12 protein-coding genes are annotated in these 13,505 nt (G+C 70.2%); 8 read left to right on the top strand and 4 right to left on the bottom strand.

What is annotated here, in order from left to right; translation table 11 throughout:
- The first annotated feature begins 194 nt into the window (after window positions 1-194).
- The 4 genes from lanKC (at window position 195) to ACN27F_RS00910 (ending at window position 6,629) form a co-directional block, all read left to right on the top strand.
- On the top strand, window positions 195-2,870 hold the full coding sequence (gene lanKC, locus ACN27F_RS00925; protein ID WP_421430639.1) for a class III lanthionine synthetase LanKC: 2,676 nt from the start codon (window positions 195-197) through the stop codon (window positions 2,868-2,870).
- Between the two features lie 40 nt (window positions 2,871-2,910).
- Window positions 2,911-3,027: a SapB/AmfS family lanthipeptide gene (locus tag ACN27F_RS00920; RefSeq protein WP_421430638.1), complete on the top strand. Its 117-nt coding sequence runs from the start codon at window positions 2,911-2,913 to the stop codon at window positions 3,025-3,027.
- Window positions 3,028-3,105: 78 nt separating this feature from the next.
- On the top strand, window positions 3,106-4,848 hold the full coding sequence (locus tag ACN27F_RS00915) for an ABC transporter ATP-binding protein (RefSeq protein ID WP_421430637.1): 1,743 nt from the start codon (window positions 3,106-3,108) through the stop codon (window positions 4,846-4,848).
- The gene (locus ACN27F_RS00910; protein ID WP_421430636.1) at window positions 4,845-6,629 is read left to right on the top strand and encodes an ATP-binding cassette domain-containing protein; all 1,785 of its coding nucleotides are present in this window, start codon (window positions 4,845-4,847) and stop codon (window positions 6,627-6,629) included. Before ACN27F_RS00915 ends, ACN27F_RS00910 begins: the two co-directional genes overlap by 4 nt.
- Here the strand turns inward: ACN27F_RS00910 and ACN27F_RS00905 are convergent.
- Window positions 6,622-7,230 (bottom strand): response regulator transcription factor, encoded by a 609-nt coding sequence (locus tag ACN27F_RS00905; protein WP_421430635.1) that lies wholly within the window; start codon window positions 7,228-7,230, stop codon window positions 6,622-6,624. The two genes, ACN27F_RS00910 and ACN27F_RS00905, sit on opposite strands and share 8 nt — an antisense overlap.
- 126 nt (window positions 7,231-7,356) lie before the next feature.
- Window positions 7,357-7,962, bottom strand: a complete 606-nt coding sequence (locus tag ACN27F_RS00900) for a response regulator transcription factor (RefSeq protein ID WP_421430634.1) — start codon at window positions 7,960-7,962, stop codon at window positions 7,357-7,359.
- 468 nt (window positions 7,963-8,430) lie between these two features.
- Here ACN27F_RS00900 and ACN27F_RS00895 point away from each other — a divergent pair, with 468 nt between their 5' ends.
- The 4 genes from ACN27F_RS00895 (at window position 8,431) to ACN27F_RS00880 (ending at window position 12,478) form a co-directional block, all read left to right on the top strand.
- Window positions 8,431-10,059 carry an alkaline phosphatase D family protein gene (locus tag ACN27F_RS00895; RefSeq protein ID WP_421430633.1) on the top strand — a complete coding sequence of 543 codons (1,629 nt, stop codon included), beginning with the start codon at window positions 8,431-8,433 and terminating at the stop codon, window positions 10,057-10,059.
- 207 nt (window positions 10,060-10,266) lie between these two features.
- On the top strand, window positions 10,267-10,479 hold the full coding sequence (locus ACN27F_RS00890; RefSeq protein WP_421430632.1) for a helix-turn-helix domain-containing protein: 213 nt from the start codon (window positions 10,267-10,269) through the stop codon (window positions 10,477-10,479).
- Window positions 10,480-10,763: 284 nt separating this feature from the next.
- Entirely contained in the window at window positions 10,764-11,351 is a 588-nt protein-coding gene (locus ACN27F_RS00885; protein WP_421430631.1) for a TetR/AcrR family transcriptional regulator, read from the top strand.
- 524 nt (window positions 11,352-11,875) lie between these two features.
- Entirely contained in the window at window positions 11,876-12,478 is a 603-nt protein-coding gene (locus ACN27F_RS00880; protein WP_421430630.1) for a hypothetical protein, read from the top strand.
- Here the strand turns inward: ACN27F_RS00880 and ACN27F_RS00875 are convergent.
- Together ACN27F_RS00875 and ACN27F_RS00870 are read right to left on the bottom strand one after the other, a co-directional pair.
- Window positions 12,432-12,830 carry a hypothetical protein gene (locus ACN27F_RS00875; protein ID WP_421430629.1) on the bottom strand — a complete coding sequence of 133 codons (399 nt, stop codon included), beginning with the start codon at window positions 12,828-12,830 and terminating at the stop codon, window positions 12,432-12,434. The genes ACN27F_RS00880 and ACN27F_RS00875 overlap by 47 nt on opposite strands.
- Before the next feature lie 103 nt (window positions 12,831-12,933).
- Entirely contained in the window at window positions 12,934-13,386 is a 453-nt protein-coding gene (locus ACN27F_RS00870; RefSeq protein ID WP_421430628.1) for a DUF1707 SHOCT-like domain-containing protein, read from the bottom strand.
- Between the last annotated feature and the right edge of the window lie 119 nt (window positions 13,387-13,505).

Here is a 13,505-nt window from a genome sequence, read left to right as displayed (position 1 = left end):
GGGCCGGTGCGGCTGCGGCTGCCCGTGCACCGCCTGACGTTTGTCACATCGAACCGTGCGCCATTCATGACCGCCAGTTACTAAACACACTGGATCGATGCTCGTGGAGCATCGGAGAATCGAGTTGTCGCGCTATTCGGAAACATTCGAATCGGCAACGGCAGATCCTCGACTTTCCCGGAGGTGGGCGAGACATGAATGAGGGATATGACGCGTTCTGCGCGGCTGATCCGATCTTCTATGATTCGCTCGCCACGGCGTCCGCGTCGGTCAGGGAATTCACCTCGGCGACGGCGACACCGCCCGGCTGGCACCGAGAACTCAAGGACGACTGGGTGATCGTCGGTCGCACCGGTGACGTACTGCCCGACCAGGGCTGGAAGATCCACGTGTCGGCAAAGCTGGACAACGCGGAGCGGATACTGGCGATCGTACGGCGATACTGCCTCGATCACGGGCTTCCCTTCAAATTCCTCCGTGGCCCGCACATGCTGATGATGCGCAATTCGAAATATGCATCACGCGGCTCCAGCGGCAAGTTCATCACGATCTATCCACATGAAGAAGCAGAGCTGGAGATCGCCTGCAAGGCGCTTGCCGAAGCACTCGAAGAGGAAGCCGGTCCGCACATTCTCAGCGATCTGCGCTACGGGGCGGGACCGGTGCACGTACGCTACGGCGGCTTCGCCGCCCGGTTCTGCATCTCGGCCGACGGCCAGACGGTCCCGGCCATCGCCGACCCGAGCGGCAGCCTGGTTCCCGATCGCCGCGACCCGGTCTTCCGGCCGCCGGACTGGGTGCCGATACCGGCCTTCCTCGCCCCGCACCTGGCGGCCCGCAACGCGACCACGGTCGCGGACCTGCCGTACCAGATCGACCGGGTGATCCACTTCTCCAACGGCGGCGGCGTCTACGCCGGCCGGGATGTCCGCGACGACCGGCCGGTGGTGCTCAAGGAAGCCCGGCCGCACGCCGGCCTCGACAGCGCCGGAACCGACGCGGTCACCCGGCTTCGGCAGGAGGCACGGATTCTGCGGCAGCTGCACGGCATCCCCCAGGTTCCGGCGGTGCTCGACGAGTTCGCCGTCGGCGAGCACCAGTTCCTCGCCCTGGAGTTCATCGACGGGCAGCCGCTGAACAAGGTCATCGTGCAGCGGTACCCGTTGGTCGACGCCGACGCGCCGGCGGCGCGCTACGTCGCGTACACCGCCTGGGCGATGCGGCTGTACGAGCAGGTCGCGGCAGCGATCGACGCGATCCACGACCGGGGCGTGGTCTACGGGGACCTGCACCTGTTCAACATCATGGTCCGCGACGACGACACGATCGCACTGATCGACTTCGAGGTCGCGCAGCCGACCGGCGCACCAGGCCGTCCAGCGCTGCGCAACCAGGGTTTCGCCGCCCCCCGCGACCGCACCGGACCGGCCGTCGACCGGTACGCCCTGGCCTGCTTGAAACTCGCCCTGTTCCTGCCAGTCACCCAGCTGGTCCGGCTCGTGCCGCACAAGGCGACCGAACTGGCCGAGGTGATCGCGGCCACCTTCCCCGTCCCCGCCGAGTTCTGCGACGGCGCTGTCGCCGAGATCGTCGGGCACCCGCAGTCCGTCTCGACCCGGCGCGGGCACCACGACGCGGACCAGCCGGCCGGGCTGTCGGACGTGGCGACGTGGCCGTTGGTGCGGCGGGCGTTCGTCGACGCCATCCTGGCCAGCGCCACCGTGCACCGCGACGACCGCCTCTACCCGGGCGACATCGCCCAGTTCCGCACCAGCGGACACAACGTCGCCTACGGCGCGGCAGGCGTACTGTGGGCACTCGTCTCGGCTGGTGTCGAGCCACCCCACGAACACACCCAGTGGCTCCTGCGGCGCGTCGCGAATCCCCCCTCCGGCTCCCGGTACGGCTTCTACGACGGCCTGCACGGCATCGCGTACGTGCTGGACCGGCTCGGCCATCGCGACGCCGCCCTCGACCTGCTCGGCCTCTGTCTCGACGAGCCCTGGCAGCGCCTCGGCCCCGACCTGTTCGGTGGCCTGGCCGGGATAGCCCTGAACCTGTTGGACTTCGCGCACCGCACTGGGGACACCGGGCTGCACGACGCCGCACGGCAGGCACTGCGACTCGTCGCCGACCGGCTCGACGCCGACGACGCCGACGACGCCGCCCCGACCGGGACACCGGTCAGCGGCGGCGGACATCCGCCGGCCGGCCTGTGCCGGGGACGCAGCGGGCCGGCTCTGCTGTTCCTGCGGGCCTACGAGCTGACCGGCGAACCCGAACTACTCGACCGGGCGGACCGGGCACTGCGCTGGGACCTGCGCCGATGCGTCGTACGTGACAACGGGGCGATGGAGGTCAACGAAGGCTGGCGCACCATGCCCTACCTCGCTGAGGGCAGCACCGGTGTCGGCGTGGTGCTCGATCAGCTTCTGCGCCATCGACCGGGTGACGACGAACTCGTCGGGGCCGCCGGATCGATCCGCCGCGCCGCCCGCTCCCCGTTCTACGCGCAATCCGGGCTGTTCGCCGGCCGGGCCGGAATCATCGCCTACCTGGCTACCCGGCAGCTGGTCGGCGGGACCCGATCCGGACGGACCACGTCACCGCACCAGCACACCGACGACCCGGATGCGGCGGACGACCTGCGCGAAGCATCGGCCCAGCTACGGCGGCTGGCCTGGCACGCCCTGCCGTACCGCGGCGGGTTGGCGTTTCCGGGCGAGCGGCTGCTGCGGTTGTCCATGGACCTGGCCACCGGTACCGCAGGCGTGCTGTTCGCCGCCGCGATGATCCGCCAGGACAATCCGGTGACCCTGCCGTTCCTCGCGCCGTTGACCGGCGCGTCCCGAGCCCCCTCGCAACCGTGAGGGTGACGACGACCACGACGACAGGAGGGAGGTGACAGACATGGCGCTCCTGGATCTCCAGGGTATGGAGTTGCCTGCCGCCGAGCGTACCGGTGGCAGCTCCGCGAGCCTGCTGCTCTGCGGCGACAGCTCGCTGTCCGTGACGACCTGCAACTAGGTCCGGTCACGCCCTTGGTGGGGCATCCACGGTGCCCCACCAAGGGCCGTACGGCCCTTGGGCACTGCGGAGGCGATGATGGCTGCCGGACGCGACCGGCCGTTGCTGCGCTCGGCCCGCCACGCGGGCGGCTGGACCGTTTTGCTGGGCCTCACCGCGCTGGCCGGCAACGCGGCCGAGTTACTGCTGCCGGCGACGCTGGGCCAGGCGGTGGACGCCGCCCTGGCCGGTAGCGACGGCCGTTGGTTGATCGCCGCCGCCGCGCTGGTCGGGACAATCGTGCTCACCGGGATCGCCGGTGAGCTGGCCAGCGGCTACGGTGCTGCCCGCGCCACCGGCCGGTTGCGCCATCTGCTGATCCGTCACATTCTCGGCCTCGCTCCGGCAGCGGCCGCCCGCCGTCCCGCCGGCGATCTCGTCACCCGGTTGGTCGGCCAGGCCGCGGACGCCGGGCAGGCCGGCACGGCACTCGTTCTCGGCCTCACCGCGGCCCTGCCGAGCGTCGGCAGCGTGGCCGCACTCGCGATGCTCGATCCCTGGCTCGCGATCACCTTCGTCGCCGGCCTGCTCGTGATGAGCCTGCTGATCCACGCGTTCGTCGCCGACGCCACCGACGCCATGCGCGGCTACCAGCGCACCCACGGTGAGATCGCCGGCCGGCTGATCGAGGCACTCACCGGCGCGCGGACGATCGGTGCGGCCGGCACCACGACGGCCGAAGCGGCGAGGATACTCGCGCCCCTACCCGACCTGCACGCCTACGGCCGGCGGTCCTGGCTGGTGCTGGCCCGCGCGGCCGGACGCACCGCGCTGGTCGCGCCGGCTCTGCAACTGGCCGTCGTGGCGGTCGCCGGACACGCCGTCACGACGGGTCGGCTCAGTCCCGGCCAACTCTTCGCCGCGATGCAGTACGCCGCGCTCGGCACCGGGCTCGGCGCCGTGGTCGCCACGCTCAACCGGATCATCCGCGCACGTACCGGGGCCTGGCGGGCAGCGGAGATCCTGGCCGAGCCCCGGATGCGGTACGGCGGGGCGGTACTGCCCCCCGGGCCCGGCGAACTGGTCCTGGACGACGTGAGCGTGTACACCTCGGACGGTCGGTCGATCCTGGACCGGGTCAGTCTTCGCGTGCCAGGTGGGTCGACCACCGCCGTGGTGGGCGTGTCCGGCGCGGGCAAGTCGACGCTGGCCGAGATCGCCGGCCGGCTTCGGGACCCCGACGCCGGGCAGGTGCGGCTGGACGGGATCCCGCTGGACGCGCTACGCCCCGACGCGCTGCGCCGTGCGGTCGGGTACGGCTTCGACCGGCCCACCCTGGTCGGTTCCACGCTCGCCGACGCGATCGGGCTGGGCGCCGACGGCGTCAGCCCAGCCGAGCTCGAGCGACTGGCCCGCGCCGCCGCCATCGATCAGTTCGTCACCGGACTGCCGGGGGGATACCACGCCGCGCTCGCCGACACGCCGATGTCGGGCGGCGAGACGCAACGTCTCGGCCTGGCCCGCGCGATGCGGGCCCAACGGCTCCTGATCCTCGACGACGCGACGTCGAACCTGGACACCGTCACCGCGCACCGGATCGCCACGGCGGTCGCCGCAGCAGGAGATCACCGTACCCGGTTGGTGATCACCCACCGGGTGACCGGTGCCGCCGCCGCCGACGTGGTGGTCTGGCTCGACGCCGGCCGGGTCCGGGCCGTTGGACCCCACGCTCGGTTGTGGCGGCTGCCCGGATACCGTGCGGTGTTCCGCGCGCCGGTCGCCGAGTCGGCCGGGCCGGAGCACGCCGACGATCAGGTGCCCCCGGCACCGGTCCACCGATGACCCGCTCCCGGGTGGCGCCGGTAACTCTGCGTGCCCTGTCCCGACAGCCCGGCAGCCTCGGGCGGCTCGCCGCCTGGTCGGCACTGGAGGCGCTGCCGGCGCTGGTCACCGGGTACGCGACCGCCAGGGCGGTCGACGACGGCTTCCTCGCGGGCCAGCCAGCGCTCGGGATGGCCTGGCTGGCCGCGACGGCGGCCACGGTCTTGGTCGGAGCGGCCGGCACCGCCGGAACCTACCGTTGTCTGGCCACGATCGTCGAACCGTTCCGTGACCAGCTGACCGACCTGGTGGTGACCGCCTCGCTGCGGCGAGCGGTCGGCACCGGCACCGCCGGCGACCCGGCCGCGGTGTCCCGGCTGACCCACCAGGTGGAGACCGTTCGGGACACCTTCGCCGGACTGATCATGGTGGTACGCGGATTCCTGGTGGCCGCGACCGCGGCGCTGATCGGCCTGATGTCGCTGGATCCGCTGGTCGCGGCGCTGGTCGCGGCACCATTGGTCGTCGGGCTGATCCTGTTCGCCGCGACGCTGCCCGCGATGGCGGCCCGGCAGCGAACCTACGTGCACGCCGGCGAACGGCTCGGCGGCCGGGCCACCGACACGATCCGAGGGCACCGGGACGTGACGGCCTGTGGTGCCCAGACGTGGGCGGCTACCCAGGTCGGCGCCGCGATAGACGCCCAGGCGGCGGCCGAACGTACCCTGGCCGCGATGGCGGCCACCCGCAGCCTCGTCCTTGCGGTTGGCGCCTGGCTACCGCTGATACTGCTGTTGTCCGCGGCGCCGTGGCTGGTCGACCGTGGCCTGACCCCAGGGGCGGTGCTCGGCGCCCTCGTCTACGTGTGCACCGGCCTGCAGCCCGCGCTGCACGCCCTGGTGCAGGGCGTCGCGGCCGGCGGGCTGCGTTTCGTCGTGACGCTGGACCGACTGCTGCGCGAGTCCTGCGCGCCGGTCGTGGACGGATCGGCGGGTGACCGTGACAGCGGCGTCCAGCGGCACCGGACGCCGGTGCCGGCGCGTCGCGCCGGCACCGGCGTACCCGCAGCGGCGGTCGACCTGCGCGAGGTGACCTACCACTACCAGCGGTCGACCCGACCGGTCATCGACCGGCTCACCCTGTGCCTGCCCGCTGGCGCCCACCTCGCCGTGGTCGGCCCCAGCGGCGCGGGCAAATCGACGTTCGCCGCCCTGGTGGCGGGGCTACGTCGAGCCGACCACGGCACGGTGGAACTGGCTGGCCGGCCGATCCACGACCTGACGGCGGCGGAGCTGGCCGAACTACGGGTCCTCGTTCCGCAGGAGGCGTACGTGTTCACCGGTACCGTGGCGGACAACCTGCGTTACCTGCGCCCGAAGGCGTCCGACACCGATCTCCTGCAGGCAGTTGATCGCCTTGGCCTGCGCCCGTTGGTCGACCGGCTCGGCGGGCTGACCGAACCGGTCGACCCGGCCCTGCTTTCCGGTGGCGAGCGCCAGGTGCTGGCCGCCGCGCGGGCCTATCTGTCCCCCGCGCCGCTGGCGGTTCTCGATGAAGCGACCAGCCACTGCGATCCGGCCACCGAGGCCCGGATCGAGCACGCCTTCATGGCCAGGCCGGGAGCCTTGATCGTGATCGCGCACCGGATCAGCTCCGCGCTGCGGGCCCCGCGGGTTCTGGTCATCGACGACAGATCGGCGACCCTCGGCCCGCACGAGGAGCAACTCGTCAGCTCCGGCACGTACCGCGACCTGGTCGGATACTGGTCGGCCCGACCCGCCGGGCCCGACCCGGTCAGCTGATCCAGCCAGCCTCGCGGGCGATGCGTACCGCGTCGATCCTCGTGCGCGCACCGGTCTTGACCGTGACCCGGGACAGATGGTTCCGCACGGTGCCGGGAGACAGCGCCAGCTGGGCGGCGATCTCGGCCACCGGGTGGCCCTGCGCGGCTATCTCCAGGACTTCGAGTTCCCTGGTGGTGAACGGCGTCTTGGCGGTCAGCGCCTCCACCACCAGGTCCGCGTCGGCGACCGGCTCACCACGGGCCAGTCGACGGACCGCATCCACGACTCTCACCGGCGCCACGTCGTTGCTGAGAAAGCCGAGCATGCAGGTGTCGCGGACCAGTGCCCGACGCAGTCGCGCCACCTGGCGCGCGGCGGCGAGAATCAGCACCGGGCCCGGCTGCGCGCAATCCTGCGACTCGTACCGCGGTGGATCGTCCAACTCGTACAGGTCGAGGTCGACGACGGTCACGTCCGGCCGGGTCGCCTGCCAGGCCGGCCCGATCTGGTCGGCCTGCTGGATCTCGGCGACCACCTCGATGTCCGGTTCGGCTGACAACACGAAAGCGATCGAACCTCGCACGAGTGCCCCGTCGAGCGCCAGCAGAACCCGAATCATCCCTACTCCCTTGACGCCCGCGAAACATCCGCGACGGCTAGTGGTAACGATCACAACACACTGGCGGACGATCCGCTCGATACCGCGGACCGCTCACCGCTGCCGGCCCGTCGACGACCCCGTCGGTCAGATCCAGCCCTCCTGCTGCGCTCGTCGGATCGCCTCGATCCGGTTGCGGCTGCCGGTCTTGCGCATGATCCGGGAAAGATAGTTGCGCACCGTTCCGTACGACAGGTGCAGCCCGGTGCCGATCTCCCGCAGCGGCCAGCCGTCCGCGACCGCCTGCAACACCTGCCGTTCCCGCTCGGTCAGCGGGTTCTCCGACGGACGCAGGGCCGCGACCGCGACCGCGTCGTCCACCACCGACTCACCGGCCGCCATCGCGCGCACCAGCTTCACCAGATCCGCGGGAGCGATATCAGTGCCGACGAATCCGCGCACACCGGCCCGTAGCGCCGCGGACAGCGCCTCCGGGCTGCGGCTGGCGCTGATCACGAGCACGCCGGTCGCCGGGAACGAGGTGGTGACCGCCCGGGCCATCCGGATGATCTCCGGTCCGACCCGGTCCGTGTTGACCAACACGACGTCGGGCCGTACCCGCTGGACCTCCGGTACGACGTGGCCGACCGCCGCCACATCGACCACGACCGCCATGTCGTCCTCACTCGACAAGACGGTGCGGAGCGCATCACGCACCAAGCCCAACTCTTCGACGAGCAGAATCCGTATCACCCGAGCTCTCCGCCCCGCAGGTACGTCGCGGCGGCCCGAACCGCTGGCACCGCCGAATCGGCGGGTCGGATGCCGTCCGCAAGACACCGGCCAGCGTGGAACACGTGAGGGCGGGCATTGTACTGCCGGAACCGCCGGACTAAGCGTTGCACCAACGGCATTACGCAGCATGCTCCTCTGTAGACGTCTTCCTGAACACTAGTCGCGCGACCGGCACCTTCGCACGCCGAGCAGCCCACCTATCGGGTTACTGACAACGGACTAGACAATCATCGCGACAAAGATTAAGCACTGACCTACTCACAATTGAGTATTGCCAGAAGATCATTTGAGCATTCGCCACCACCGAGGACGAGGAAGAACCATGTCCGCGATCCACGGCGACCGTCGAAACGGCAGGCGAAGAGTCGGCGAAATCCTCCGATGGCGCCAGCGCCACCGCCGGGCGACCGGCTAGACAAGAAGGCCATGACGACCCCCATCGATCGGCGTACCGTTCTACGGATCGCCGGCGCATCGGCCGGCACCACCGCGCTGGCCGGGGCGGTGGCGATCACCCCCGCCACCGCCCAGTCCCCCGGCGCGACGTTTCGACACGGCGTGGCGTCGGGCGACCCGACACCCGACGGAATCCTGCTCTGGACCCGGGTGACCCCGAGCGAGGACGCGCTGCCCGGATCCGGTGCCGGACCGGACGTGACGGTGACCTGGCAGGTCGCCTCCGATCCGGAGTTCACCACGGTGATCGACGCTGGCGCGGTGGCTACCGGCGCGGCCCGCGACCACACGGTCAAGGTGGAGATCACCGGGCTCGCCGCAGCCACCGGATACTGGTACCGCTTCGGCTGCCAGGACACCTGGTCGCCGATCGGACACGCCCGGACCGCGCCCGGTGCCGACGCCCCGGTCGACCAGCTCCGTTTCGGCGTCGTCTCCTGCTCCAACTGGGAGGCAGGCCACTTCGCCGCGTACCGGCAGCTGGCCCGGCGTGACGACCTGGACCTGATCGTGCATCTGGGTGACTACCTGTACGAGTACGGCACCGGCGAGTTCGACGCGGGCGGGCGGGTCGTACGACCGGTGCGCCCGGCCCACGAGGTACTCACCCTGGCGGACTACCGCGCCCGGCATGGCTGCTACAAGACCGACCCCGAGTTGCAGGCATTGCACGCCGCCGTGCCGTGGGCCATCACCTGGGACGATCACGAGGTCGCCAACGACCAGTGGTCCGGCGGCGCCGAAAACCACACCCCGGGTACGGAAGGCGACTGGTCACGACGCCTCGCCGCGGCGCGCCAGGCCTACTTCGAGTGGATGCCCGTGCGCACCGGCCCGGCGGGACGCATCTACCGGCGGCTGCGCTTCGGCACGCTCGCCGAGCTGTCCCTGCTGGATCTGCGCACGTACCGGTCCCAGCAGGCATCCGGCAGCGACGTCGACGACCGCAGCCGCACCATTACCGGTGCCGACCAGATGGGCTGGCTGCGCGACGGTCTGGCCAGTTCGAACGCGCAGTGGAAGCTGGTCGGCAACCCGGTGATGATGGCCCGGCTCGACGTCGGCTCGCTGCCGGCCTGGCTGCTCGGCCCGCTCGGCCGGCTGCTCGGCGTGCCGCAGAACGGCCTGGTGCTCAACGTCGACCAGTGGGACGGCTACAACGCCGACCGCAACACGTTGGTCAACCACCTGCTCGCCACCGGTACCCGCGACGTCGTCTTTCTCACCGGCGACATCCACACCTCGTGGGCGAACGAAATCACCACCCGGTCCACCGCCGGACGGCCACCGGCCGCTGTCGAATTCGTGGTTCCGTCGGTGACCAGCGACAACGTCGACGACTTTCTCGGACTCCCGGCCGGGAACGCGCTCAGCACGCTCGGCGCCGGCCTGGTCCGGCTGACCAATCCGCACGTGCGCTGGACCGAGCTCGACGGGCACGGCTACGGCCTACTCGACGTGACCGCCGAGCGCTGCCGGATGGACTGGTACCACCTGGCTGACCGTGCCGACGCCGGCAGCACCGAAACCTGGGTGGCCGGGTGGTCGGTGGCCGCCGGGGCCACGCAGTTACACCGCGAGGACACACCGTCCGGATAGCCGCCACCTGGCTGGCCACGCCGCCGGTCGTCGGCAACCGCACGGCGCACGGCACTGCCCCGCAGATCCACGGATCTGCGGGGCAGTGCCGTTGATCCGACAGTTCGCCGGTCAACCCCGTTCGGCCCGGGCGCGACATATGCAGGACCGGTCAGGAATGGAAGACGACCGGTAACCGTCGGACCTCCGCCGAGGCAGGGAGGAGTCATGCCGGCAGTCCCGCCGTCGCGGCGCCCGAGCACGGCCGAGATCGTCGACCGCTACCGGACCGGGCAGCCGATCCGGCAGATCGCGGCCGAACTCGGCGTCTCCTACAGCTACGTGCACCGTCGGCTGCACTACTCGGGAGTCACCATCCGCAGCCGTGGCGGTGCGCGGGCGGCTCGGGGCCGGCAGACCGGGCGCCGCGATCAACAGTAGCCGCCAGGTCAGCGGTAGTCGGCTGAGCCGCTGAACAGCAAAATACTCTCCCGACAAAACACACTGGACGCGAGGCCAATACACCACGCAGGGCCCGCATCGACTGGCCCTACACTGGCGTGCGTACCCCACCCGCCCCTCGACGACGGCCGTGCCGTCAGAGATCACATAGGTCAGAGCCGCGATGGACATTATCTGGATCCAGTCAGGATCACCATCGTGGCTCGTCATCGCGGGAGGTGCCAAACAAATGTTCGCTATGCCAGCACATGATGAGGGAGACGATGGCGACTTCCCGCAGCCGCCGCGACCACATACTCCACCGGGCCGGTGCCCTCTTCGCCAGCAAGGGCGTCGCCGGAACCACGGTCCGCGAAATCGCCGACGACGTAGGCATCCTGTCGGGTAGCCTCTATCACCACTTCGAGTCCAAAGAGGCCATGGTCGACGAGATACTCTCCGGCTATCTCGCGGACCTGCGCACCCGGTACCAGCAGGTGCTGGCCGACCCCGCCGGGCCAGGCGTCCAGCTACGCAGCCTGATCCGCGCCTCGTTGGAAAGCGCAGCCGCCCACCCCCACGCCACCGAGATCTACCAGAACGACGCCAACTACCTACGCGGCCTGTCCCGGTTCGGATATCTCCGCAGCGCCGGACGGGATGTCGAAACCACCTGGCTGACGGTGATCGAGGCCGGCCGCCAGGACGGGTCGCTACGCACCGACATCGACCCCAAGACGTTCTACCGGCTCACCCGGGACGCTATCTGGTTGACCGTACGGTGGTTCAAGCCGAACACCAAGCACTCACTGAATCGTCTCATTACCGATTGCACGGCGATCTTCCTCGACGGCATCACCGCACGCCACTAGTCGGCTGCTTCCTCGAACGCGACGCACCGCCGCAAAACGGTCGAGTTCGACTCCCGTCCGGGCCGCCGAAGAGGTTGCCGGCGCAATCAATTTCCACTTAAGACAAAGTCTTCAGGGTGTTGCATGTGGATGCGACGCAGATCATGTCCGCTAGACGTCCTAGGACGCTAGGCTGAGCGATCGAACTGGCTTAGCAGCAGGTAACGCCGGGGATCGCCGGGCCGTCCGGGCCAGGCGGTGCCGCCGGTGCCGGCCAGCGCGGACGGCGACGGCGATGTCGTCGCCGATCCGGTCCTGCCCGGAATTCGGCCTGCGCCACAATGATCGACAAGCCGGAAGTGACCACTTCTGACGTCGACGGACCGCGATGTCGCGAAGTCCACAATATCCATAAATTGACACCGGCGATTCACCCCTGCCGTCTCTGTCGGCAGGGAAGTATCGTCAGCCAGGCAGCGACAGATCCGTCCCGGCGATCAGAGGCAGTTCAACCACAATGCGATACGTACCTCGGGTGAGCAGCGATGAGCAGCACCGTACGCGCGCCTGAGGGGGACCCGACCGATCCGTGCCCGCCGTACCGACCGGGCGCCGCGATCTGGGTCCATCGGGCCGGTGCCTGGCGGGCCGGAGTGGTGCTGGTCCGCTCCCCTACCGCCGTCACCATCCGTTATCGCGTCACCGGTGCGCAGGGCACCGGGGTCGACACCGTCATGATCGGCCGGGCCGAGCTGGCGCCCCGCACAGGTGCCCTGCCGCCACCGGAACCGGCCGTCCCGGCACCGACGCCAGGCACCGGGTCGGTGCCGTCGGCGCCGCAGACGAACCCGGCCGACACGGGCGAGGGACAGGCCCGGCGCCCGCAGAGCCGACCGGCCGGTCGGCCGCACACCGTACCCGGTGTCGTCGAGATGCGGGTCTTCGTCCGCACCGCCGGGGGTCGACCGGCAGAACTGCCGCTCGGCTGCACCGTCGACCGACGCACCGGCGACATCCAGCTACGACTGCCCGACGGACACAGCAGTCACCTCGACCTGTCGCTGGCCCGCGCGGCCGGGATGATGCTGCACGAAGCCGTACTCACCTGCTTGGACTCACGCGAACTTCGGCTGTGGATCCAGCGCTAGCCGGTCCGGCGCCCGCGGTCGCGCTGGCCGCGCCCGCGGCGTCACCACCGCGATGGTCGGCGGTGATACGCAGCTCTGCCCGCCCCGGCGTCGCCGCCGTGACGGTCACGCTCATCGGGCCGACCAGCGTCGTCTGCCCGACGGCGATGGTGTACGACACGCCGGCGTACTCGACCGTCACCGTGTCGGCGAGCAGATCCCGAAAGACCACCGGATAGTCCAGAATCTCGATGCCCACGGTACCGTCGGTCTTCACCGCGACGGTGCAGTCGTTGTTCCGACACTTGGCCGTGGCCGCCGCACAGGCGGACAGGGACAACATCGTCACCACGACCAGGGCCGTGGGAATCACCGATCGCATCGTACGCATGCCGTCGACCTTGGCAGTGCGTCGGCCGACGCCGACGGCGGCCGAGGCGAACGTGGCACCTTCCCGGGAGAGACCGGGCCGCGGATCAGCCGACGACGACCAGCAGCACCCCGACCACGATCGACAGCACGACGCTGGACAGGCCCACCCCGATGGCGACGAACGCCTTGGTTCGCTGGTCGCCGGTACGCAGGCCGGCACGGCCGAGCCCGATCGCGGCCAGGCCGAGCAGTCCACCGATGCCGTAGCAGGCGGACAGCGGCAGGGCGCCGATCGCCAGCAGCAACGCGATCGACGTACGGGTAGCGACGGCACGCCCGGCCGACGGCAGCCTCCCGGCCAGCTCGGTACCAGGCTTCCAGTCGAACCGTCGCGGCAAATCCCGAAGCTGTGCGACGAGTTCGCCGGTGGTCCGCGCAGCGGTCGCCACGCTCACCCGGTGTTCGTACTCGGCAAGGCCCAGGTAGCCCTCGCTCAGGGCCTGGCCGAGCAGTCCGACGACCTGATCGCGTTCCGCGGTGCCGACGCGTTCGTCCATCCGCTCGTGCCTCTCCGGGGCGGGATCCAGCCGCGCGGATCGGGGTATGGACCGCACGGGCTGCCGTACCGCATCATATGCAACACAGGGTGACTTTCTTCGTACTTAGCGCAATGGCG

It is taken from the genome of Solwaraspora sp. WMMB335 (assembly GCF_049179075.1).
GTDB lineage: Bacteria > Actinomycetota > Actinomycetes > Mycobacteriales > Micromonosporaceae > Micromonospora_E.
The sequence above is the reverse complement of the archived record's forward strand: the minus strand, read 5'-3'. Positions and strand labels throughout refer to the sequence as shown.